Below are 23,068 nucleotides of genomic sequence, written 5' to 3' on the forward strand. Positions count from 1 at the left end.
GGGTTTCTTCATCCGGAAAGAGGCTTCTTGAGAAAAGAAAGAATCCCATAAGGAAAGCAATCGGCGCGCCGATTGCCACCTCTTAATCAAACGTTTGATTAATTTTTTTATCCTAGATCTTCACTTTTTAGTATAAGTAATGATTTTGCATACATTAAAATTAAAAGTGGCTCATTTCCATTTTAGCTTCATATTAGATCTAAGTAACGCTTTAATTGCGAATAGAAATTCTCTCTTGGTCCCATTAAAAGGATAAGAACAACCTGTCCGTCTTCTAATTCTTCTAAAGAATAGCAAAGTTCATAATTCGTTCCTACGTGATGAATATCGAGGCAAAAGCAACCTTTTAAATCTCCCTTTTTCGCTTCGCCTATAAAGGGATTTTTCCTGATATCTTCAATTGCTTTACTTATTTTTCTAAATAAAACTTGGTCTGACCTTTGAATTTTCTTTAGATCTTTACCAGCTCTTTTACTAATTTTGATAGGAAGCTGTTTACTCATCTTCCGGAGTGTCCTCCAAAGACTCTAAATATTCATCCAAGCTTTCAGAAACCATAGGTTGTTTCTGTGTTTCTTTTTTCATATAGTCTAGAGCCTTTGGAATATTTCGCTTCATTTTTGAGAATTTCTGAATAAGTTCATCCCCAGTATATCCCTGTCTTACCAGATCTCTTAAAATATCCTCTGAGAAATCCTCTTCCTCTGCGATTAACGGACGGATGATTAACTCTTTTCCGGTGAATTCTACCGTTGCCTCATCATCTATGTTCAAAGCGTCATAAAACTCTTTAGGAATACTGATTTGTCTTTGTTTAGATACCTTGACACGGCGGAGTCGTTTTCCTGAAATATCTGTCATCCTCTTTCTCTCCTTTGAATACATCATTACCATAGTGTATGCCCTCCTTTAAAATAAAGATACTTTAAAAATTTATTTCCTTAAAATAAATATAACACAGAATACATGTTTGCGGGGATTTTCTAAGAGGTTAATGATGAATCTCAAATGTTTACCCCCACTCAATGCGGGAATACAACTACTAGACAAACTTCTTGGAGGTGCTTCAAATGGCAGACAAATACAAAACTGGTGAAAAAGCTCCCGAAAGTGGTAAGTTCAAGGTAGACAGCCTCGTCAATGGAAATTCTCATAATGATGACACAACGATCGACATTGAAAAAGGTGAACAATTTCCACCATCCCCAAGCAGCCATGATGCAGCATATTGGGTGAAAGCATAAAACAAACTAAGGTCTTCCCGATTAAATTCAGGAAGACCTTTTATATGAAAAAGAAGGACTTTTAGTATCGGTCTAGAATCCTATAAAAAGGGGGGAATCCCAAAATAGGAGAGGAGAAAGCAATTGGAATGGTTGTGAAACAAAGAACGAAGCCACTAGCATTAATAAAAATGGAAGCGATTAGGAGGAGAGTAACTGAAAATCATTGGAATCGGGAAGAAATTTTAAGAGAATATAAAACTCGCTTAGCGGGCTATAACGGGGAAAAGGCAGTGGATTATCACCTTTCGTTATTAAATCCAAACACCTACCTTATTGTAAACGACTTGCGCCTCGAAAATATGACGGGAACGCATTTTCAAATCGACACGATCCTAGTTGCTCAATATGGAATCATCCCCCTTTCCATTAAAAATTTCCGTGAAAAGGTAGTTTTTGAAGAGGCGACAAGACAGATGATTCACATTGTCGATGGAACGGAAAAAGGGTATGCATGCCCAACGGTTCAAGCAGCGCACCACGAATTGCAACTAAAGCAATGGCTTGGAAAAAATGGCTATCCTCAATTACCCATACACTCCTTCATCATCTTCAGCGACCCCCACACCATTCTCAAAATCAATGGCAATCCCGAACATTACCAGCATATCTTCACCAGCAATCAACTTTATCTAAAAATGACCCACTTAGAAAAACGTTTCCGTGAAAATCGCCTTAGCAAGAAAGATATGAACCTTCTAAGTCGCGAACTAGTCAAACAACACAAACCGCCCAACTATGATTTAATGAACAAATTAGCGATCAAACCTGCCGACATTCAAACCGGAGTTCACTGTCCACATTGTGGCCACCTGGCAATGGCGCGAAAATATGGAAAATGGCTCTGTCCAAAATGCCAAAAAACATCCATAACCGCACATATCCAAGCGCTCTTAGACTACTTCCTACTTATAAAACCATCCATCACAAATGCAGAATGTCGAAAATTCCTGCACCTACACTCGCGCTATCCGGCACAAAAAATATTAAACTCATTCCCTAATCTAAAAAAAGTAGGAAAAAACAGAGGCACAACTTACCATTATGTAGGATTTCAAAAATAATTCCCCTGAATCGAGGCAACCGGCTCGCCGGTTGCTTCATTTTTGTTTTCAGGGGGAAGAAGATCGTATGGGGAAAAATGGGGGAAACCCATAAATTGATTGAGAAACCCATTTATTTAATCAGGAACCCATTCCTTTCATGAGAACCCCATTCTGTTCATAAGAAACCCATACTTAGGGTAAGAAGCACATAACTTGGTCGGGAACCCCATTTTTATCAGAATTAAGTCAGAACCCCATTCATTTCGTGAGAAGCCCATACTTAGATTAAGAAACCCATAATTACGGCAAGGAACCCATTTCTTATTGAAGATGCCCATAACTAAGGTAAGAAACCCATTTTTTTCATAAGAAACCCATATCCATGTAAAAAGAGAACCTCCATACCCCACCCACCCCCAAAATAAATCCCCCTCCAAGGGACTATTTTAAAAATTGTCAAAATAATACTTGACGATTCGCTTAATTCATTGTATTTTGGTATGTATTATCAGTTATAAAATAAACGTATTTCGAATATTATTCGAAATTTCCTATAACCAAGTTCTACGACCAGGAAGGTGTTCACGATGTTGAGAAAGGTTGGGTCAATCGCAGAGTTGGTGGGGGATACCCCGCTTGTCCGTTTAAACCGCCTTAATCCCCCAGCGGGTGCGGAGGTGCTGGTGAAGCTTGAGTATTTTAATCCGAGCAGAAGTGTGAAGGATCGGGCTGCTTACAATATGATAGTCGAAGCTGAGCGAGCCGGGCTCCTGAAAAAAGGGGCGACGATCATTGAGCCGACGTCTGGAAATACCGGGATCGGCCTGGCGATGAATGCGGCGGCGAAGGGGTATCGGACGATTATTGTCATGCCAGATTCATCCACTCTAGAGCGGATCAATATTTTAAAGGCCTATGGCGCTCAGGTGGTACTGACCCCGAGTGAGGAAAAAATGCCGGGTGCGATTCGCAAGGCGGAGGAGTTAGCTGCAGGCATTCCCAATAGCTTTATCCCGATGCAGTTCGAGAATAAGGCGAATGCTGATATCCATCGAAAAACAACGGCTCAAGAAATTATCGCCGCTACAAAAGAGCACGGGAAAAAATTAGCCGCCTTCGTCTGTACGGCGGGCACAGGTGGGACGATTACAGGCACAGGTGAGGCACTTAAGGCATATGATCCCAACATCACGGTTCATGTTGTCGAGCCAGCAGGATCCCCGGTTTTATCCGGTGGGGAGCCAGGCAAACACAAGCTAGTGGGGACCAGCCCCGGGTTCATTCCACCGATTTTGAATACAGAGATTTATGACGAGATTTTTCAAATAAAGGACGAAGAAGCCTATGAAACAACGCGGAATTTAGCAGCGCAAGAGGGATTACTACTGGGGCCCTCGAGTGGAGCATCCGTATTTGCGGCATTGCAAGTGGCGCAGCGATTAGCGCCGGATCAAACGGTCGTATGCATTGCCCCGGATTCAGGGGAACGCTATTTGTCTAGTGATTTATTTCAATTTTAATAGGGGGACTCCCCCTTCTTTTTTTTAAAACATAAACTACAGTAAAACACTAAGTTTAATAATATATAGAGGTGAAGGCATGTATCTTAGTTTACAAGGGATTGAGAAGAATTTTACAAATAAGCAGAATGAGAGATTGCTAGTCCTAGATTCCATTGATTTACAAGTTGAAAAAGGAGAGTTCGTGTCGGTTGTGGGGCCTTCGGGTTGTGGAAAATCCACGTTACTATATTTAATCGCCGGGCTGGACCAGCCAGATAAAGGAAAAATTGAAGTCCTGGGAAAAAGAATTGAAAAACCGAGTCCAGAGCGGGTCGTCGTCTTTCAAGAATCCGGATTATTCCCATGGCTCACTGTTTTGGAAAATGTCACCTATGGCTTGCTATTGAAAAAGATGTCGAAGCAGGAAGCAGAGGAAAGAGCACGGAAAGTTCTAAAAATGGTGCATTTAAGTCGCTACGAGGATTCTTATCCACATCAGCTCTCTGGTGGAATGAAACAAAGGGTCGCCATTGCGCGGGCACTTGTCATGGAACCAGAAGTTTTATTAATGGATGAACCTTTCTCCGCATTGGATGAACAAACCCGGATGGTGCTGCATCGTGAACTATTGGAAATTTGGCGGCAAACGAAGGTCACGATTATCTTTGTCACTCACAATATCCGCGAAGCCGTCCAATTATCGGAAAAAATCGTCGTCATGGCTACACGCCCAGGTCGCATAAAAGAATTAATCAACGTGCCGGTCACAAAGGATGGCATCATGCCGGATAGTGTCACCCTCCATACCGAACAGCGTGTATTAAAAATCTTGCAAAATGAAATTGAAAAAGTGTTGAAGGAGGAGATGGGGGATGACTACCGCTTTACGGCGAATCAGTTTCATCGTGATCATAGCGGTGATATGGGAAGCCACATCTAGATTATCAGGACTACCAGATTTCATGTTTCCATCATTAATCCAAGTATTCGAAACTTTATACAATGGGATCCTCAATGGCCAAATCCTCGTCGCCATTGGAAAAAGTCTGAGCCGACTGCTTATCGGATTTTCGATTGCCATTGTGCTCGGCCTACTAATGGGTTATCTCATTTGGCGCTATAAATGGGTCGAGGATACCCTGGGCTTCCTCGTTACAGCCCTACAATCCATTCCAAGTATCGTCTGGTTCCCACTGGCGATTATCTGGTTCGGACTAAATGACATGGCGATTCTATTCATCGTCACCATCGGGGCCACTTGGACGATGACAACCAGTGCCACGAGCGGCTTTAAAAATGTCCCCCAGCTTTACCAAAGGGTGGCAAAAACATTTGGCTCAACAGGATTTCACTTTATCCGTACGGTCATTTTACCAGCCTCGGTCCCCCAACTACTATCAGGACTACGCATCGCCTGGGCCTTCTCCTGGCGCGCATTAATGGCCGGGGAACTACTCGGTGCAGGCGGCGGCCTCGGCCAACTACTGGAAACAGGACGCTCATTGGGACAAATGGACCTAGTCATCTCCGTCATGATCATGATCGCCGTCATCGGCACCATCATCGACCAAATCGTCTTCACGCGTCTCGAACGTTCTGTCCAAACTAAATGGGGAGTTACTTAATTAAAAAGTTGACTACTAATGGGGTTTCTGGCGTGGGTAATGGGTTTCTTTTCGGATAAATGGGTCTCTCAACATGAGAAATGGGCTTCCTTTCGGGAAAATGGGTTTATTTTCATGAAGAATGAGCTTTTCCCTAGGTGAATAGGTTTCTTTTCAGATAAATGGGTCTCTCAACATGAAGAATGGGCCCATTCCTTGGGGAAATGGGTTTCCTTTTGGATAAATGGGTTTCCACCTCACGGAAGTGGGTTTCCCAGTGAAAAAATAGTCTTTGCGCGTTGAATGGGCTTTTCGACATGAGAAATGGGTTACTTCCCACGTCAAATGGGTCTCATTCTGTATCAATAGGTTTCTTGGCATGGGAAATGGGCTTCCTTTCAGATAAATGGGTTTCCTCCCTTAGGAAATGGGTCTCTATCCGGAAAAATGGGCCTTGCTCGTTGAATGGGTTTCTACCCCTTGTAATGGATTACTTCCCACATTGAATGGGTTTCATTTTGCATAAATGGGTTTATTCTCATGAAGAATGGGTTTCTCGGCACTTGGAATGGGCTTCCAACCTTGGCAAATGGGTCTCTTCCTCATAGTAATGGGTTTCCCTAGGATCAGACCCACAAAAATACGAATTTCATATGAAAAAAGAGGAGAAATGGAATGAAAAAATTATGGATCGGTTTATTATTATTAATCGTTTTAGCTGGTTGCGGAAATGGGAAAAGTGATACCGTGAAGATCGGATATTTTCCAAACCTCACACATGTTGCGACGATAATTGGTTTGGAAAAAGGGTATTTTCAAGAGGAGCTTGGGGAGAAGACAAAAATTGAGACAAAGACCGTCAGCAATGGTGGTCTCTTTATGGAAGCTATGACAACGAAGGCAATTGATATTGGCACAGTCGGTCCTGGACCGGCGATTAATTTCTATGTAAAAAATCCCCAGTTCCATATTGTATCAGGTGCTGTCAATGGGGGAGCGGTGCTCGTAGCCGGAGAAAATAGTGGTGTCGAGACATTAGCCGACCTCGATGGAAAAAGAGTGGCCATTCCGGTCATCGGAAGTACGCAAGACGTCATGTTACGTAAAGCACTCCAGGAAGTCGATCTAAATGTAAAAGAAAATGGTGGAACAGTGGAATTATATGCTGCAGCCCCTGCGGATACCGCCTCTTTATTTGTCCAAGAATCCGTCGATGCCGCCGCAACACAGGAACCATGGGGCTATATACTCGAGACACAAGCCAATGGAAAACTTTTATTGGATTGGGAAAACTTTGCGTGGGGGAAAGATTCCACGAATACCGTGGTCGTCGCCCGAGAAGATTTCCTTAAAAATGAAGATCAGGTTCATGCCTATCTTCGGGCCCATCAAAAAGCCGTGAACTTTATCCGAGAAAACCCTGAAGAAGCACAAGAAATTGTCATCAAGCACATTAAGGATTTAACAGGTAAAGAAGTGAATGCGGAAGAAACAGCCGCAGCCTTCGAACACTTAGAAGTAACCACAGATGTCAACGAACAAGTCATCAAAGAAATGGCGGAAATTAGCAAAGAAGCCGACTATATCGAAAGTGATGATATTGAAGGACTCATTAACTTAGACTACTTGGAAAAAATAAAAGAATAAAAGGAAAGGGGCAAAGCCGAAAACCACGGCCTTGCCCTATTTATTTGGTTGCAACCGGCGCGCCGGTTGCTTCCATATTGAAAAATTTGAATTCACTTGAAAGATAAAACGCCTACTTCAGAAAGATTTTCATCACGAAAGTATAGGGGCTTTCATCTGGAAATGAGGTAATGGGCTTCTTTCCAGGGAAATGGGTTTCGGGTCGGAGAAATGGGCTTCTTTCTGGGAAAATGGGTTTTCCATCAGAAGAATGGGGTTCTTTCCCGGAAAATGGGCTTCTTCCATGAAAATGGGTTTCCCGTCAGAGAAATGGGTTCCTTCAAGGTGAATGGGTTTCCGGTCGGAAGAATGGGCTTCTTTCTAGGAAAATGGGTTTCCCGTCGGAGAAATGAGTTCCTTCCATGGAAAATGGGTCTCCCGTCAGAGGAATGGGTTTCTTTCCCGGAAAATGGGCTTCCCACCATGAAGAATGGGTTTCTCACCCGGCAAATGGGTTTCCCTCAAGAGTAATGCGCCACTCCCCATAAAAATGGGGTCCCTTGGCCATGAAATGGGCTTCTCTCCCCAGGGAATGTCCGCCCTCCCCGTAATACTAGCCCTCCCACCCAAACACGAAAAAAAATCAGTGGGGCACAGAAGACCCTACTGATTTTTCCATCATTTACAACCGGCCCACCGGTTGCCTTTAGGAAAAGAACGATCAACAAAATAGAAGCGATGACAAGAATTTAAATCAGGAAATCGTGAACAGTTGTCTGCAAGCAAGGGACATAACAGGGGTAACATCTTAAGTAGGTACTTTTGTCCATGACAAGGAGTGGTTTAGACAAAGCACCCGGCTCCAAACCTATCCCATCCGAGGTTGTATTCCGTCCGCATACAATCTCGACTGCATGAGACAAAAAGTCACACCATTTCTGTACGAAGAAATGGAATCCGGCTGTGCAAATTCAAAAACCAATAGGTGATGGATAAAAATAAGCCTTCCCGCTAGTTATCAGTCCCAGCCATACTCGTCTTCATCGCGACGATGTCTGCGACACCTTCTGCACCTACAAACAAAATCGCGCTCACGGTCACGATCCCGATCATGCTCATGCTCACAATCACGGTCATGGTCGCGATCACAGTCACAATCACGATCATCTACTTCGCGGCATCTACAAACTAATACACGTCGTCTTCTCCGTCGCCTATCCTCAGCGCCGCCAACAAAATCATCGTCATATTCATAAAAATACATATACCTATCTCCCTTTAGTTATTAAGGCCGGCCGACCTTACTATATACTACGGTGAAGCAGTCAATTAGATTGGACAAACAATCCAGTGCAAATGAGGATTTTTTGAAAGTATGTAAAATATAAATGTTAAAACGGACCCCGTTTTCATCTGTGAATTAAATCACAAAACAAAAACAACATAAAAAAACGCAATTAGATTTCCCCCCGCAAACATTTTAGGTGAAAATCCAATTGCGCTTTTCAGGTAAAACAGCTTCTCTATTCAGGCACTAACAGCTAGGTCCGCCGCCTAATCGCTTAATCGCCCCATTTATTCTGCAATAAAATATTCCTGCAAATATTCAAACCAAACTTCATGTCCCTTCTTATTCGGAGCACTTTCTCCACTCACCACATAATCAGAGGCATCCTCTGGCCAATTTTCCCAGTGGTCAAGGTAGGGAATATCTTGCGCCTTCGCATACGCCTCTAAATCCTTCACTTGCTGCGGATAAATACTCGAGTCAGGAACAGGGCGGGCTGGTTGTAAAAGCACGACTGCATCTGGGATCGCATCGAGGAAGGCTTCAATATTTTCTTGATTCTCATCCACATCGACAACCCCATTGTCTTCTAAAATAAACGGCTCATATAACACCAATTTAGGAGCAAAATCGACAACCTCTTCATATCGTTCCTCATTAATAAATTGCCTTGAAGTCAGATCATATTCAAACAGCTTGACATCAACCACATCTTCCCCGTAGCTTTCTTCTAATGCCTCCTTCAACATCGCGGCCCAACCATCGTCACCACCTAAGGCAAGGGAACCGACAAGCGCGATGGGATAGCGCTCCCCATTTTCAACAGCTTCACGTAAGTCCGCTTGCGCCTCTTCCGGCCAATTGCTCGCCAACTCAACAACCGCAGGATCCACATCCTTCTGTTTCTTTTCCTTATCACTTTCTTTATTAGCTGATTCTGAACTGTCATCACTTTTTGGGTTCTGATCGACTTCAGACGCGACCACCCCAGTCCGATCTTTCCAATACAAATAACCTGAACCAAGAAAAACCAGACAAGCCAAAACAATAATGGCTGTCAACAAATTTCGCATCGTTTCAATCTCCTTCCTTCTTCTAGCAAAAGTGAAAATATTTACCTAGTATAAATTCCCCTGTAAAATTAAAAATAGTCATTCAAAAACTTGTATACTATGCTATAATAATACACGTTAATAGAATAGTCGACAAACATCCAGGGAGGATATTATGGAAGAAACAATCAGTTTAAAAGAGCTGATGCAGACTCTACGTAAAAGAATGACCTTAATTGTACTGATTACAGTGGTGGCAATGGTCCTAAGTGGAGCTGTCAGTTTTTTTGTGCTTACACCTATCTATCAATCTACAACGCAATTATTAGTCAATCAATCAAAAGATGATCAGCCAGCTTATAATCCATCGGAAATCCAAACCAATTTGCAGTTGATTAATACATACAATCAAATCATGACAAGTCCGAGAATTTTGGACAAAGTGATCGCGGATTTGGATCTCGATATGACAGCAACTGAATTGAAAGATAAAATCAGTGTGGAAAGTGCTACGGACTCACAAGTTGTGAACGTGACGGTGCAAGATCCTGATCCCAATCAAGCCGTTACAATTGCCAATAAAGTCGCAGACGTCTTTGAAAAAGACATCGTCGATTTGATGAATGTCGATAACGTAAATATCTTAACAAAAGCGGAAGTAGGCCCAGAGGTCTCGCCAGTCAAACCACAACCGCTGCTAAATATTGCGATTGCCGCTGTTGTTGGCTTGATGCTCGGAGTGGGGATCGCCTTCTTACTCGAATACCTTGACAACACCGTGAAAACAGCCGAAGATATTGAAAAACTGCTTGAATTACCGATGCTCGGGGCTGTAGCGAATATTGAAGATCAAAAAATTCAAAGGAAAGTCAACAGTAGTCGCAGTACACGAGTAAGGAGTGAGCAAGTTGGCTAAACAAAATCTAACACCGCAATCGGGACGACGTAAATTAGTCGCCAAAGCGAATCCGAAATCACCAATTTCGGAACAATATCGAACGATTCGCACAAACATCGAATTTTCTGCGGTCGATGAAGAAATCCGTACCTTAATGGTGACATCATCCGGTCCAGCAGAAGGAAAGTCGACAACGACAGCCAATTTAGCGGTCGTCTTTGCCCAACAAGGGAAAAAGGTACTGATTGTCGATGCCGATATGCGAAAACCAACTGTACACTATACCTTTGGTGTCACCAATACGACAGGATTAACGAATGTTCTCACTCGTCAGGCGACTTTAGAAGCAGCGGCAAGATCAACCGATATCGAAAATTTAAACGTATTGCCATCCGGTCCAATCCCACCAAACCCAGCGGAATTGCTTGGTTCCAAAGGGATGCAGATTTTCTTTGAAAAGGCAAAAGAAAGATACGATCTGATTATCTTTGACACACCTCCTGTATTAGCGGTCACAGATGCGCAGATTTTGGCAAATAAGTGTGATGGAACCGTTTTGGTTGTGGCAAGTGGCAAAACAGAACTCGAATCTGCGCAAAAAACAAAAGAACTCCTATCAGCCGCACAAGCGAAACTACTAGGAGTCGTTCTCAATAATAAGAAAATGGAAAAGACCGATTACTACTATTATTATGGGACCAATTAACCTAGAAAAGACCCACTTTAAAAGAGTGGGATATCTCTTTATTTAGGGTAAAGAGTTTCCTGATATTTCTATTAAAACCCCAAATTTTTCCATAAAAATTAACGTTTCTTCACATTTTTTAAAAAGGATTGACATTCCTACGTGAAATAGTCCAAAATGACCTTCGTGATCAATTTGGACTATTGAGATCGTAAGGTCATTTAGATCAGCGTGATAGTAGACTTGTTCGTTCTAAAAAAACCAGTCGCTTTTTTAAAAAATATCCAACAGGCTGTTACGCTTTAAAACTTTGCAACATTCAGTTGAGAGTTTGAGAAAAAGTACTTTACATTCATGAAGGGAGAAGAGGTAAATGATTGATATCCATTGCCATATACTTCCTGGCGTAGATGATGGCGCAAGTCATTATACAGACAGCTTATTAATGGCGAAACAGGCCGTAAGTGAAGGGATCCATACGATCATTGCGACCCCCCATCATAAAAATGGTCATTATGACAATACAAAGGTAGATATAATTGAAAGAGTAAAAGAATTAAACGAATATCTACAATCTGAACATGTTGATCTTGAGATATTGCCAGGTCAAGAGAATCGTATTTACGGGGAGATCATCGAGGATTATCAAGCAGGAGAGATCCTCACGCTAGGGAATGTCTCTCACTACGTATTTATCGAACTCCCAACCAACCATGTACCACGTTATACCGATCAACTTTGCTATGACATTCAGATGAAAGGATTAATTCCAGTGATTGTCCACCCAGAACGAAACACGGAATTAATCGAACACCCGAACAAACTCTATCATTTAGTGAAAAATGGCGCTGCTTCCCAAGTAACAACAGGAAGCCTCACAGGTTACTTCGGCAAAAAAATCCAAAAGTTTAGCTTTGAATTAATAGAAAACAATTTAACCCATTTTCTAGCCTCAGATGCGCACAATACAACGACTCGGGGATTTAAAATGGCCGAGGCATTTGATCTAGTGGAAACAAAATACGGTCTAGATTATGTGGACATGTTTCTGCAAAATGCAGAACTAATTCTAGATGGACAAGACATTGATCGCGATATCCCTAAGCCAGTTAAAAAGAAGAAATTTCTAGGACTTTTTTAGGCCGACAGGATGTTGGTCAGAACAGCGCGTTCTTAGCTGTTCATTCTTCTGCTTAATAGACGATTCAATTATAAAGTTATACCGATATAGTGAGTAACCCGAAGGAACTAGGACTAAAAGCAGATAGATTTTCGGTTATGTCTCCAATCCGTTATCAACGGGGGCACTCGGTCATCCTGTGGGAGGAGTACAACCTTCTCCTTAGACACATTCGTTGTCAAGAGGGTGATGTGAGGACGGGTTAGATGCCCGAGGCCAACAGGACGTTGGTCACAAAGGCGTTGCGCCAGGATGGCGCGACCTTAGCCTTTGGTCCTTATTCATCCTTATTGATCCTTAACTTTCGGTTTTCCTAGTTAAATGTCTAACGAATGAGCAAGTGCTAACTTGCCTTTTCGTTAGACATTTAAATTTGCCTATTTATACATATATCATGATGAAAAGAAGGGATGTTCATTGACGTATCCAAAACGATTATCGTTGCTGATTCTATTGGATTCTGCCATTGTGTTGTTTTCGATTTATATCGGGTATTTTATTTTGCACCCATACTCAGACTTTTACACATCAAAATTACTCCTAATGAGTTCGCTCATTTTATTAACTAGTCATCATCTATTTGCTTTTATCTATCGTTTGTACAATAAAGTTTGGGAGTATGCGAGTGTTGGAGAATTAATGAGTATTGCCAAAGCCGTGACATTTTCGATTTTAACGGCGGCAGTAGCCCAATTGATTGCAGTTGGACATGTGTATACGCGTGTGCTGTTTATTACATGGATGTTACATATCCTCTTAATTGGCGGGTCGCGCTTTTCCTGGCGAATGGTCCGTGATCGCTTGATTAAATCAAAAGTGGAAAAGAGAAAGACATTAATTGTCGGTGCTGGTTCTGCCGGGACAACGGTCGCTAGGCAATTGCTTCATCATGAAGAAGGGGAGCAAATTCCTGTTGCCTTTGCTGATGATGATCTTACGAAATACAAATTGGAAATATTCGGACTGACCGTTTGCGGTACCATTGAACAAATTCCTGACATTGTCGAGAAAAGAGAGATTGAAGATATTATCATTGCGATCCCTTCGCTATCGAAAAAAGAAATTAGACGAATTTATGAGGTTTGCGCACAAACAGACGCAGATGTAAAAATCATGCCGCTTATCGAAGATGTCATAACCGGTAAAATATCCGTTAGTGCGATTCGAAATGTAGAAGTAGAAGATTTATTAGGACGCGACCCAGTGAAATTAGATATTAGTCAAATTACGGAATCGATTACAGGGGCAACAGTTCTTGTCACAGGGGCAGGTGGTTCAATTGGCTCGGAGATCTGTCGACAGATTTGTCATTTTGCACCAAAAAAACTATTGCTATTAGGACATGGTGAATTTAGCATTTATAATATTGATATGGAACTGAAAAAGAAATATGGGCAGGAAATGGAGATTATCCCTATCATTGCCGATGTGCAAGATCGTAGTCGTATCTTCGAAGTAATGAATGACTATCAACCAGATGTTGTCTACCACGCAGCCGCTCATAAGCATGTGCCGCTAATGGAATATAACCCAAGAGAAGCTGTGAAAAACAATGTATTTGGCACAAGAAATGTGGCGGAAGCATGTGACACATTTGGTATTCACACATTTGTACTCGTCTCAACCGACAAAGCGGTCAATCCACCAAATGTAATGGGCGCGACAAAACGGATTGCGGAAATGATTATTCAAAACTTGGCGAAAGAAAGCCAAACGAAATTTGTAGCGGTTCGTTTCGGGAACGTGCTGGGAAGTCGCGGTAGCGTGATTCCTTTATTCAAAAAGCAAATTGAAGCAGGTGGACCGGTCACCGTCACACACCCGGATATGACAAGATACTTTATGACGATCCCGGAAGCTTCACGTCTTGTCATCCAAGCTGGCGTCTTAGCCCGTGGTGGGGAAGTCTTTGTCTTAGATATGGGCGAACCCGTCAAAATTTCCGACCTAGCGAAAAATCTAATCACTTTATCAGGATATACATTAGAAGAAATCGGCATTGAATATAGTGGCATTCGCCCTGGCGAGAAAATGTACGAAGAACTTCTTAATGAAAATGAAGTACAAAGGGAACAGGTCTTTCCGAAGATTCATATTGGGAAAGCTGAGCCAATGGATAAAGCTGAGCTATTTGAGATCATTGATCGCTTTGAGCACTTAAATATAGAAGAAACACGAGATACCGTACTAGCAACAGCCAATTGGAAGAATAAAGAAAAAGTAAAAGCTGGGATTAGTTAAGGATAAATATAGGAGGATATTTCATTGAGAACTGTCAAAAAAGCCATTGTCCCTGCCGCTGGTCTGGGAACTAGATTCTTACCAGCAACCAAAGCAATGCCGAAGGAAATGCTTCCGATCGTCGATAAACCGACGATTCAATATATTATCGAAGAAGCAGTAGCCTCTGGCATTGAAGATATTATCATCGTCACAGGAAAAGGAAAACGGGCCATTGAAGATCACTTCGATCATAATTTTGAACTGGAAGACAATCTTGTCCAGAAAGAGAAATATGATTTGCTCGAGAAGGTGAAGCAACCTGCCAATGTAGATCTTCATTATATCCGTCAAAAGGAACCTAAGGGATTAGGACATGCTGTTTGGTGCGCGAGGAAATTTATCGGTAATGAACCTTTTGCGGTTTTGCTAGGAGATGATATTGTTCAAGCGGAAACGCCCGGACTTAAACAATTGATTCAACAATTTGTGGAAACACAAAGCTCTGTCGTAGGTGTACAACAAGTGCCAGGGAATGAAACCCATCGTTATGGGATTGTTGATCCTTCCACTCAAGAAGGGCGACGTTACCAAGTGAAGAATTTCGTTGAAAAGCCGAAGGCAGGGACAGCACCATCTAATTTGGCGATTATGGGTAGATATATCTTTACTCCAGAAATCTTTACTTTCTTAGACCGCCAAGAAATCGGGGCTGGTGGAGAAATTCAATTGACAGATGCTATTCAACATTTAAATGAATTACAAAAGGTCTATGCCTATGATTTTGAAGGTAAACGATATGATGTAGGAGAGAAAATGGGCTTTATTCAAACAACGATTGAAATGGCTTTGCAAGATCATGAATTGAAGGATGAGCTGTTCACTTATTTACAAGGGATTGTAAAAGAGAAAGAAATAGTATAATAAAGGACCTCTGTTCATTTTAAAATAAACTATATGGACAGAGTTTTTTTTAAGTTGGAGCATTAAAAATGAAATAAATTAGTGAATTAGTAGTTAGTTTGATTATGCGTACAAGCTAAGTATTAATTCACTAAACACCCAAGGAGTGCAATAGAAATGTATCTTAAAGTAAAAAGATTAATAGATATTATATTATCGCTAATAGGATTAGTCATTTTATCACCGATCTACTTGATCCTTATTATTGCGATTAAGCTAGATTCAAAAGGTCCCGTCTTCTTTAAACAAAAACGTGTGGGGATACACAAGACGCATTTCCATATTTTAAAGTTTCGCACGATGAGAATCGATACACCGAAGGATACGCCCACTCATTTACTGGGGGATGCAGATCAATACATAACAAAGGTCGGTAAGTTCTTAAGAAAGACCTCATTAGATGAGCTTCCACAAATTTGGAATATCTTTGTTGGACAAATGAGTATTATCGGACCCCGTCCTGCCCTTTGGAATCAATATGATTTGATTGAAGAACGAGATAAATATGGTGCGAACGATATACCACCAGGATTAACCGGGTGGGCACAAATTAATGGTAGAGATGAGCTCCCCATTGATATAAAGGCTAGATTGGATGGGGAATATGTAGAGAAAATTGGATTAGGGATGGATATTAGATGCTTCTTTGGAACAATTATCAGTGTACTGAAACATGATGGTGTTGTAGAAGGTGGAACTGGTACAAGAAAGGAAATAGCTAGCGGTAAGGAGAACCTATCCAAATGAAAAAAATACTTATCACTGGGAAAAATAGTTATGTTGGCAATTCTTTCGAAAAATGGGTGGCTAATCAATCTGACAAATACTCTATAGAAAAAATGAGTATGAGAGATGATTCATGGAGAAACAAGGACTTTTCATCCTTCGATGTTATTTTGCACGTTGCTGGAATTGCGCATGTTTCAACAGACCCCAAAATGGAAGAGCAATATTATAAAGTCAATCGTGATCTTACGATAGAGATTGCAAAGAAGGCAAAAGCAGAGGGTGTAAAGCAATTTATTTTTCTAAGCAGCATCATTGTTTACGGTGATAGCACAAAGGATAAACAAATAATCGATAGGAACACGATCCCTAAACCAAGTAATTTTTATGGAAACAGTAAACTTCAGGCTGAGGAAGGCATTAAAGAATTTGGAGATAACAAATTTAATATTGTAATCATTCGCCCACCAATGATTTATGGAAAAGATTCTAAAGGAAATTATCCAAAGTTAGCAAAAGCAGCTAGGAAACTACCAATATTCCCTAACGTCGACAATCAGCGAAGTATGCTTCATATTGATAATTTAAGTGAATTTATTAAGCTTATGATCGAGAATGAGGAGAGTGGCTTGTTTTTCCCACAAAATAGGGAGTATGTGAAGACAAGTGAGATGGTGAAGGAAATTGCCATGATTCATGGAAAAAGCATTAGATTAGTAACAATTTTTAACCCGTTTTTAAGAGTTTTGATTAATAAAAGTAGTATGATTAATAAGGTGTTTGGTAATTTAATTTATGAACAAAAAATCAGTAAATACAAAGATAATTATAGGGTTAGGAATTTTAGGAGCTCAATAGAGCAAACTGAAAGCAGGGAATAATTACAATGGCAAAAAAGATATTTATCTTGGTTAACCACGAAGTAGTGATATATAATTTTAGACTTGAACTGGTTGAACGTTTACTTGATGAGGGATATGAGGTATATATTTCCTCTCCCCATGGAGAGAAAATTGATGAGTTAATTTCTATGGGGTGTAAATATATACCTGTTTCATTAGCACGTCATGGAAAAAATGTTATTGAAGATTTAAAACTAATATTTTATTACAAAAAAAATATTAAAGAAATTAACCCTGATGTAGTACTTTCTTTTACAATAAAACCTAATATTTATGGCGGGATGGCTTGTAGATTATTAGGTGTGCCTTACATAGCTAATATTACGGGTTTAGGTACAGCTGTTGAAAATAAGGGGTTAATTCAAAAACTATCAATTATATTATATAGAATTTCTTTTAAAAAGATTAATCGCGTTTTTTTTCAAAATATCGAAAATATGCAATTCTTTATTGATAATAAGATATCTATTGAAAAACATAAGTTAATTCCAGGTTCGGGAGTTAACCTTAAAAGATATACTGTTTTAGACTTTCCACCGAATGATGTGATTCATTTCGTTTTTATATCGAGAATAATGAAGGAAAAGGGAATTGAGCAATATCTAGAGGCTGCTCAATATATAAAGAATAAATATCCAAATACAGAATTTCATATTTGTGGATTCTGTGAGGAAACCTACGAAGAAAAGTTAAGTATATTCCAAAGTAAAGGAGTTATTCAATATCACGGAATGGTTCGGGATATTAGAGAGGTATTGAAAAAATGTCACTGTACAATCCATCCAACGTATTATCCTGAAGGAATGTCCAATGTATTACTTGAAAGTGCAGCGTGCGGTAGACCTATTATAGCAACTGATAGAAGTGGTTGTCGTGAAATTATTGATGATAAAATAAATGGCTTTATAATTGAACAAAAAAATAGTAATGATCTTATTAAAAAAATCGAACAATTTTTAGAGCTCAGTTATAAAGAAAAAATAAATATGGGACTTAAGGGAAGGTTAAAAGTAGAAAGGGAATTTGATAGAGAAATTGTAGTAGATTCCTACATAAAAGAAATAAATACAATACTAGCTAAGTAAAACAAAATATATAATCTTTTAAACATATAGATATGATGAAGCATTTGATAACTGGTACTAATTTAAAATTTATATTAAAAAGAAGGAAAGCTATCTGGCACTAATCTAAAATGCAATATTATAGATAAAAAGGTTAAGTGATGGATGTTATTAAAATGATTCTTGGGAAGTTGAGAGCTCTAAGCTACTATACTTCTGCAGTAAACTAGTTTTTATGTGGTGCGACGAACAGGACTTATTTATCCGTTATTTCCTGGAAAGTCATGACTTAGATGCTAGATAGATGATTAAGCTGTCTGCCTAACAATCCTGTGTACTTCTGTACTAATACTTCTATGAAGTTGTTTCTGATAATACCTATCCTCTACGTAGAGGATTCATATCCTTTGATAGTATTTATTAATAAGGTATGTAGTAAAGGAATTTCGCTTATTAGAATGTCTTTTGGTAAGTTTTCGACATGAAAAATTACAACAACTTTCTTTTTGAAATTTCCATTAAATCCTTTACCTGTATTTTTGTTTACAATTGGACATACCTTCTAGGAATAATATTACTTACCTAACTGCTGTATGTTCGCAGGACTACTCTAACATCAATCCGTTTAAAAAATGAGGTGGAAGAATTTGAACGTTATTATACAGCGAATAAAAAGAAAACCATTAATAAGAAAGCTTTTTATGAATTCAATTGGAACAATCTTAAAGGTATTTATGTTTACCTGCAATAAAATTTTGGGTGTTGATAATAATAAAATTGTTTTTATTAGTTTTGGAGGAAAATATTACTCTGGTAATCCAAAAGCAATTTCTGAGAAGTTAAATCAACTAGATTCGAATCTGAAAATTGTGTGGTTATTTCATGACCCAGATGAAAAGAATGATGTAGTTCCTAAATATGTAATAAGAAAGAAAGTATATTCACTTACAGGCATAAAGGCTTTAGCAACCGCTAAAGTGTGGGTAGATAATAGTTGCAAGCCCTTATTTATATATAAAAGTAAGAAACAGAAATACATTCAGACGTGGCATGGTGATAGAGGTTTTAAAAAGGTTGTTCTTGATTCCCCTCATGTTACGAAGGACTTTAGAATTTTAGAAAGTAAAATTTGTGATTTAATGGTGTCAGGATCTGATTATGGAGATAAAAAGTTTAGAAGCGCATTTAATTATCAGGGAGAAATTTTAAAGTATGGTTGTCCACGAAATGATATGTTAATTGAAAATAATCCGTTAAGGAAGAAAAGAATAAAAAGACTACTTAGTATAGAAGAAAATGTGAAAGTTTTGTTGTATGCACCAACCTACAGACATAATGCAGTAAACGAAAACAAACTTCAACCCAGTACTTTTAATTTGCTTAATACCATTAAAGAACTAGAGGATCTCACAAAAAATGAATGGATCTGCATTGTGCGAGCACATAGTTCTATTAGAGGTTTAGATAACATTCCAGAAAATAATGAAAAAATAATTAATGGTAATTTAATTGATGATATGAACGAATTATTATTAATATCAGATTTTCTCATAACAGATTATTCTTCCAGTGCAGGAGATTTCGCATTACTCAACAAACCAATTATATTATTTCAGCCCGACAGGGAAAAATATATAATGGGGGGCAAAAGACTATATTTTGATTTAAATAATTCACCATATTGGATTGCAGAAAATAATGAAGAATTAATTGAGCTTTTGAAAAATATAGAATGGGGAAGCACTGGAAGAAATTGCAAGGAGATATTGAACTTTTATGGAACAAAAGAGACTGGACAGGCGTCACAAAAAGTAGCGGAATATATCTTAGATCAAATAAAATAAAATGTGTAGGAATAGGTGGTTTTTTTTATGAAAAAATATAAAATAGGTTATACAACAGGTGTATTCGACTTATTTCATGTGGGGCATTTAAATATATTAAAAAAGGCAAAGTCCCAATGTGAATATTTAATAGTTGGTGTTACCACTGATGACGAGGTTTCTAGGGTGAAGAATAAAAGACCTATAGTATCCTTTGATGAGCGAATAAAGATAGTCGAATCAATAAAATACGTTGATAAAGTGGTAGCGGAAAATAATACTAATAAGTTGGCCGCTTGGAACGACTTGAAGTTTGATGTCATTTTTAAAGGGGACGATTGGAAAGGTACTCCTAAGTGGGAAGAGTATGAAAGGGAATTTGCAAAGAGAAATGTTAGTGTTAGGTACTTTTCTTATACTAAAGGAACTTCTTCTACAATCTTAAGGGAGGTTTTATTAAAGAATTTAGAAATGCAAAAGGGAGATTTACCGTCAAAAGTTTGAACAATCTTGATTAAAGTAAGGTTCAAGTCGGTGTTCCTCATATTGTGGAAAATTAGCTTATTATTTTAAGGAGAAATAAAATGGTGAAAATTAGTGTTGTTATGCCTGTATACAATTCTGAAGACTTTTTACAAGAAGCTGTACAAAGTATATTAGAACAAACTTTTACAGACTTTGAGTTGATTCTAGTCAATGATGCATCTAATGATAATAGTGGGAAACTATGTGACAAGTTAAGTGGAAATGATTCTAGAATAAGAGTTATTCATCATGATACTAATGGTGGTATCTGTGCAGCTAGAAATAGTGGGCTAAATATTGCAAAAGGAGAGTATATTGCATTTTGTGATGATGATGATTTCTACTCCCAAGATTTGTTAGAGGCTAATTATACATTGGCAAAAGAGTTTAATGCCGACATGGTGAAATTTGGTAGAAAACTTGTCGATGTACTTGACAATGGTGAAGTAGTACGGGAGAGGGAAACAAACATACCTGAGTTATTAGTTTACAAAGATGCTGAATTAAAGACAAACTATTTTTTTATTAGATCCTTTGGTACACTTATTAATGTTTGGAATGGTCTATATAGAACTAGAATGATACGTGATAATGGGATTAAATTTGATGAAGAAATGAAATTTGGAAGTGAGGATGCTGATTTTACAATGCGTGCCTTTCTTAACACAAAAGTATTGGTGTTAAATCCGAATATTTGTTATACACATTTTAGAAGAAATGCATCCTCAACCTCACGGAAGTTCAATTTAAATAAAGTTGATTCATTAATATCTACTGCAAAAACTGAAGAGAGAATCTGGAGAAAACTAGATCAAACTAAAGAAAATAACATTGAGATTATCTGTACAATTAATAAATATATTATGAGTATAATCACATATCAGCTCTTGCATAAAGATTGTAATTTAAACAAGGAAGAAAAGATACAATTAATATCTTCACTCAGGGAAAATTCACATCTTCATTATAAACTAGATAATAAATGCTTAATGGAAATATTCAGGAAAAGCCCAAGTCAAGCTCTGTTCACGTTTCTTTATGGAAACGGAAAGAGTAAGCTATTATTGAATATGTTAAAGCTTAATAATTCCCTCTTTGGGGAAAAGTGGTAGTTTAGTTTCTTTAATGAAAGTTAAACAAATATATAAATAAAAAGCAGGAAAAAAAATGACTCTATTTGTGTATCTTTTAATATTATTCCTAAACTTAATATTCGCGTTTAGAAATAAGGGTTCAAAAATATTAACAATAATTACTATAATTGTAATAATATTATTAGTCGGAAATGCTGGTCCAGGCTATACCTTTTGGAGCGATTATGATAACTACCTTAGACATTACGGTGAAATTAGTATAACTGGGCTTTTTGATAATTTACAGGTTCTGTACACTGCTCTTATGAAGGCTGGTACACTCTTTAAATTAGACTTTTTCACCTTCCGAGTCATTCTTACCGGAATATGTTTTATAATAATTTATAAAGTAGTAATTCAAAGATATAGCTGTAATTCAAACTATGTCTTTCTATTGTATATAATGTATCCTATGATTATCGATAGTGAGCAGTTTCGTAACTTTATTGCAATGACCATCCTTCTAGTAGCTATAATATTTTTAGAAAAGGATTCGTTTAAAGGTAAATTAAAATTTTTAATATTAGTTTTCGTCGCTACAGCGGTTCATACATCATTTATATTTTATGCTATTTTGATATTTGTTAATACAAAACATAAAAATAAATTAATAAAAACTATTGCAGTTTTAACAATCTTTTTTTCTATAGTAATTGTCCTTAATAATAATCAGATCCCTTTTATACAGCAGATAATAAATTTGGTTGATGTGGAAAAGGCAGAAAAATACTTGAGTACTAGTACTGATATCGGCTTTTTAATCCCGGTATTATTACAAATAACGAATCTTTTGCTTCTTAATTGGGCTCGGAAAATTATAGCACGTAAATCTAATTCAACGGAAGGTCATGAACTTATTAATGAAAGTGGTTATAGGGATCTAAATTTTAGTAATTTGATTTTTTGGATTAATGTACTATCAACTGTTTTTATACCACTATTTATCATGAATGTTCACTTTTATCGTCTTATTAGAAATCTTTTGATTTTAAATTTTATAATTTACGGTATAGCTTCAAATAAAATTAATAAGGGAAGTCCTTACAAATTTGCTTTTAATACTACTGTAATAGGAAGCGTTGCCTTGTGGTTAATAATGGATTTAGTTGTTAAAACACCTTCAGAAAGACTTTTAATTCCTTTTTTTACTGAAAATCTTTTTTTAAATTAGATTAATGGAAATATAACAAAATGGAATTATTTAAAATACTGAATCAAAACATTTCGTTTATACATTTATTGCCTACAATAGCATACACTGTTTCGTTAAAGATCGAGCATCATCATAATTAAAGTTTTCGGCGCATTTTTAAGATAACGCAGTTGGAGTGTAAAAGGATATAGCTGATCTATATTTAAGCGCCAAGGTTTCCAATGAATTTTATGTATTTCTACCTCTTATTATTAAAAAGAAAAATAATTGATGCTAGTATAGTTTCATGGACACATCTAAGTTAAATTTATACAATGACTTTTAAGGAGGATGTGTCCGATGAGTAAGAAAAATAATGGGAAACGGTATAACGATGATTTCCGAAAAATGATTGT

General features: G+C 38.2%; 21 protein-coding genes. 18 read left to right on the forward strand and 3 right to left on the reverse strand.

All coding sequences use genetic code 11. The features are described 5' to 3' along the window. Positions 1-188: 188 nt before the first annotated feature. Positions 189-503, reverse strand: a complete 315-nt coding sequence (locus KI363_RS15410; protein ID WP_158322384.1) for a type II toxin-antitoxin system RelE/ParE family toxin — start codon at positions 501-503, stop codon at positions 189-191. Then, positions 496-861 (reverse strand): AbrB/MazE/SpoVT family DNA-binding domain-containing protein, encoded by a 366-nt coding sequence (locus KI363_RS15415; protein ID WP_158322385.1) that lies wholly within the window; start codon positions 859-861, stop codon positions 496-498. Before KI363_RS15415 ends, KI363_RS15410 begins: the two co-directional genes overlap by 8 nt. 209 nt (positions 862-1,070) lie before the next feature. On the opposite strand from KI363_RS15415, the gene KI363_RS15420 reads away from it, so the two are divergent. The 6 genes from KI363_RS15420 to KI363_RS15445 all read left to right on the forward strand — a co-directional run bounded on the left by KI363_RS15420 (position 1,071) and on the right by KI363_RS15445 (position 7,082). After that, the gene (locus KI363_RS15420) at positions 1,071-1,244 is read left to right on the forward strand and encodes a YjzC family protein (protein ID WP_212966906.1); all 174 of its coding nucleotides are present in this window, start codon (positions 1,071-1,073) and stop codon (positions 1,242-1,244) included. A 128-nt stretch (positions 1,245-1,372) separates the two neighbouring features. After that, on the forward strand, positions 1,373-2,347 hold the full coding sequence (locus KI363_RS15425; RefSeq protein WP_212966907.1) for a nuclease-related domain-containing protein: 975 nt from the start codon (positions 1,373-1,375) through the stop codon (positions 2,345-2,347). A gap of 569 nt (positions 2,348-2,916) precedes the next feature. Next, positions 2,917-3,849: a cysteine synthase A gene (cysK, locus tag KI363_RS15430; RefSeq protein WP_212966908.1), complete on the forward strand. Its 933-nt coding sequence runs from the start codon at positions 2,917-2,919 to the stop codon at positions 3,847-3,849. Between the two features lie 79 nt (positions 3,850-3,928). Next, a complete protein-coding gene (locus tag KI363_RS15435) occupies positions 3,929-4,771 on the forward strand; it encodes an ABC transporter ATP-binding protein (protein WP_212966909.1) in 843 nt (280 codons plus the stop codon). Further along, positions 4,704-5,456 (forward strand): ABC transporter permease, encoded by a 753-nt coding sequence (locus tag KI363_RS15440; protein WP_212966910.1) that lies wholly within the window; start codon positions 4,704-4,706, stop codon positions 5,454-5,456. The genes KI363_RS15435 and KI363_RS15440 overlap by 68 nt, the downstream gene beginning before the upstream one ends. Positions 5,457-6,110: 654 nt before the next feature. Continuing rightward, entirely contained in the window at positions 6,111-7,082 is a 972-nt protein-coding gene (locus KI363_RS15445) for an aliphatic sulfonate ABC transporter substrate-binding protein (protein ID WP_212966911.1), read from the forward strand. A gap of 1,554 nt (positions 7,083-8,636) precedes the next feature. On the opposite strand, the gene KI363_RS15450 is transcribed toward KI363_RS15445, so the two are convergent. After that, a complete protein-coding gene (locus tag KI363_RS15450; protein WP_212966912.1) occupies positions 8,637-9,422 on the reverse strand; it encodes an SGNH/GDSL hydrolase family protein in 786 nt (261 codons plus the stop codon). Between the two features lie 154 nt (positions 9,423-9,576). Between KI363_RS15450 and KI363_RS15455 the strand changes: the two genes are divergently transcribed. The 12 genes from KI363_RS15455 to KI363_RS15510 all read left to right on the forward strand — a co-directional run bounded on the left by KI363_RS15455 (position 9,577) and on the right by KI363_RS15510 (position 22,691). Next, positions 9,577-10,317 carry a YveK family protein gene (locus KI363_RS15455; RefSeq protein ID WP_212966913.1) on the forward strand — a complete coding sequence of 247 codons (741 nt, stop codon included), beginning with the start codon at positions 9,577-9,579 and terminating at the stop codon, positions 10,315-10,317. Further along, positions 10,310-11,005, forward strand: a complete 696-nt coding sequence (locus KI363_RS15460; protein WP_212966914.1) for a CpsD/CapB family tyrosine-protein kinase — start codon at positions 10,310-10,312, stop codon at positions 11,003-11,005. Before KI363_RS15455 ends, KI363_RS15460 begins: the two co-directional genes overlap by 8 nt. A gap of 352 nt (positions 11,006-11,357) precedes the next feature. Beyond that, positions 11,358-12,125, forward strand: a complete 768-nt coding sequence (locus KI363_RS15465; RefSeq protein WP_212966915.1) for a tyrosine-protein phosphatase — start codon at positions 11,358-11,360, stop codon at positions 12,123-12,125. A 456-nt stretch (positions 12,126-12,581) separates the two neighbouring features. After that, positions 12,582-14,405 (forward strand): polysaccharide biosynthesis protein, encoded by a 1,824-nt coding sequence (locus tag KI363_RS15470; protein WP_212966916.1) that lies wholly within the window; start codon positions 12,582-12,584, stop codon positions 14,403-14,405. Between the two features lie 24 nt (positions 14,406-14,429). Further along, a complete protein-coding gene (gene galU, locus KI363_RS15475) occupies positions 14,430-15,308 on the forward strand; it encodes a UTP--glucose-1-phosphate uridylyltransferase GalU (RefSeq protein ID WP_212966917.1) in 879 nt (292 codons plus the stop codon). A gap of 156 nt (positions 15,309-15,464) precedes the next feature. After that, the gene (locus KI363_RS15480) at positions 15,465-16,094 is read left to right on the forward strand and encodes a sugar transferase (protein WP_212966918.1); all 630 of its coding nucleotides are present in this window, start codon (positions 15,465-15,467) and stop codon (positions 16,092-16,094) included. Further along, on the forward strand, positions 16,091-16,954 hold the full coding sequence (locus KI363_RS15485; RefSeq protein WP_212966919.1) for an NAD-dependent epimerase/dehydratase family protein: 864 nt from the start codon (positions 16,091-16,093) through the stop codon (positions 16,952-16,954). The genes KI363_RS15480 and KI363_RS15485 overlap by 4 nt, the downstream gene beginning before the upstream one ends. A gap of 5 nt (positions 16,955-16,959) precedes the next feature. Further along, the gene (locus KI363_RS15490) at positions 16,960-18,060 is read left to right on the forward strand and encodes a glycosyltransferase family 4 protein (RefSeq protein WP_212966920.1); all 1,101 of its coding nucleotides are present in this window, start codon (positions 16,960-16,962) and stop codon (positions 18,058-18,060) included. A gap of 626 nt (positions 18,061-18,686) precedes the next feature. Beyond that, entirely contained in the window at positions 18,687-19,883 is a 1,197-nt protein-coding gene (locus KI363_RS15495; protein ID WP_212966921.1) for a CDP-glycerol glycerophosphotransferase family protein, read from the forward strand. Between the two features lie 27 nt (positions 19,884-19,910). Next, a complete protein-coding gene (locus KI363_RS15500; RefSeq protein WP_212966922.1) occupies positions 19,911-20,366 on the forward strand; it encodes an FAD synthase family protein in 456 nt (151 codons plus the stop codon). 80 nt (positions 20,367-20,446) lie between these two features. Beyond that, a complete protein-coding gene (locus KI363_RS15505; protein WP_212966923.1) occupies positions 20,447-21,499 on the forward strand; it encodes a glycosyltransferase family 2 protein in 1,053 nt (350 codons plus the stop codon). A 55-nt stretch (positions 21,500-21,554) separates the two neighbouring features. Next, positions 21,555-22,691 (forward strand): EpsG family protein, encoded by a 1,137-nt coding sequence (locus KI363_RS15510; protein WP_212966924.1) that lies wholly within the window; start codon positions 21,555-21,557, stop codon positions 22,689-22,691. Positions 22,692-23,068: the final 377 nt, after the last annotated feature.

This window comes from Lederbergia ruris, from assembly GCF_018332955.1.
GTDB lineage: Bacteria > Bacillota > Bacilli > Bacillales > Bacillaceae_C > Lederbergia > Lederbergia ruris.

Excerpts from the sequence above, each read along its gene's own strand:
- KI363_RS15410 (WP_158322384.1), bottom strand. The coding sequence starts at position 503 with ATGAGTAAACAGCTTCCTATCAAAATTAGTAAAAGAGCTGGTAAAGAT.
- KI363_RS15415 (WP_158322385.1), bottom strand. The coding sequence starts at position 861 with ATGACAGATATTTCAGGAAAACGACTCCGCCGTGTCAAGGTATCTAAA.
- KI363_RS15420 (WP_212966906.1), top strand. The coding sequence starts at position 1,071 with ATGGCAGACAAATACAAAACTGGTGAAAAAGCTCCCGAAAGTGGTAAG.
- KI363_RS15425 (WP_212966907.1), top strand. The coding sequence starts at position 1,373 with ATGGTTGTGAAACAAAGAACGAAGCCACTAGCATTAATAAAAATGGAA.
- cysK (WP_212966908.1), top strand. The coding sequence starts at position 2,917 with ATGTTGAGAAAGGTTGGGTCAATCGCAGAGTTGGTGGGGGATACCCCG.
- KI363_RS15435 (WP_212966909.1), top strand. The coding sequence starts at position 3,929 with ATGTATCTTAGTTTACAAGGGATTGAGAAGAATTTTACAAATAAGCAG.
- KI363_RS15440 (WP_212966910.1), top strand. The coding sequence starts at position 4,704 with ATGACTACCGCTTTACGGCGAATCAGTTTCATCGTGATCATAGCGGTG.
- KI363_RS15445 (WP_212966911.1), top strand. The coding sequence starts at position 6,111 with ATGAAAAAATTATGGATCGGTTTATTATTATTAATCGTTTTAGCTGGT.
- KI363_RS15450 (WP_212966912.1), bottom strand. The coding sequence starts at position 9,422 with ATGCGAAATTTGTTGACAGCCATTATTGTTTTGGCTTGTCTGGTTTTT.
- KI363_RS15455 (WP_212966913.1), top strand. The coding sequence starts at position 9,577 with ATGGAAGAAACAATCAGTTTAAAAGAGCTGATGCAGACTCTACGTAAA.
- KI363_RS15465 (WP_212966915.1), top strand. The coding sequence starts at position 11,358 with ATGATTGATATCCATTGCCATATACTTCCTGGCGTAGATGATGGCGCA.
- KI363_RS15480 (WP_212966918.1), top strand. The coding sequence starts at position 15,465 with ATGTATCTTAAAGTAAAAAGATTAATAGATATTATATTATCGCTAATA.
- KI363_RS15485 (WP_212966919.1), top strand. The coding sequence starts at position 16,091 with ATGAAAAAAATACTTATCACTGGGAAAAATAGTTATGTTGGCAATTCT.
- KI363_RS15490 (WP_212966920.1), top strand. The coding sequence starts at position 16,960 with ATGGCAAAAAAGATATTTATCTTGGTTAACCACGAAGTAGTGATATAT.
- KI363_RS15500 (WP_212966922.1), top strand. The coding sequence starts at position 19,911 with ATGAAAAAATATAAAATAGGTTATACAACAGGTGTATTCGACTTATTT.
- KI363_RS15505 (WP_212966923.1), top strand. The coding sequence starts at position 20,447 with ATGGTGAAAATTAGTGTTGTTATGCCTGTATACAATTCTGAAGACTTT.
- KI363_RS15510 (WP_212966924.1), top strand. The coding sequence starts at position 21,555 with ATGACTCTATTTGTGTATCTTTTAATATTATTCCTAAACTTAATATTC.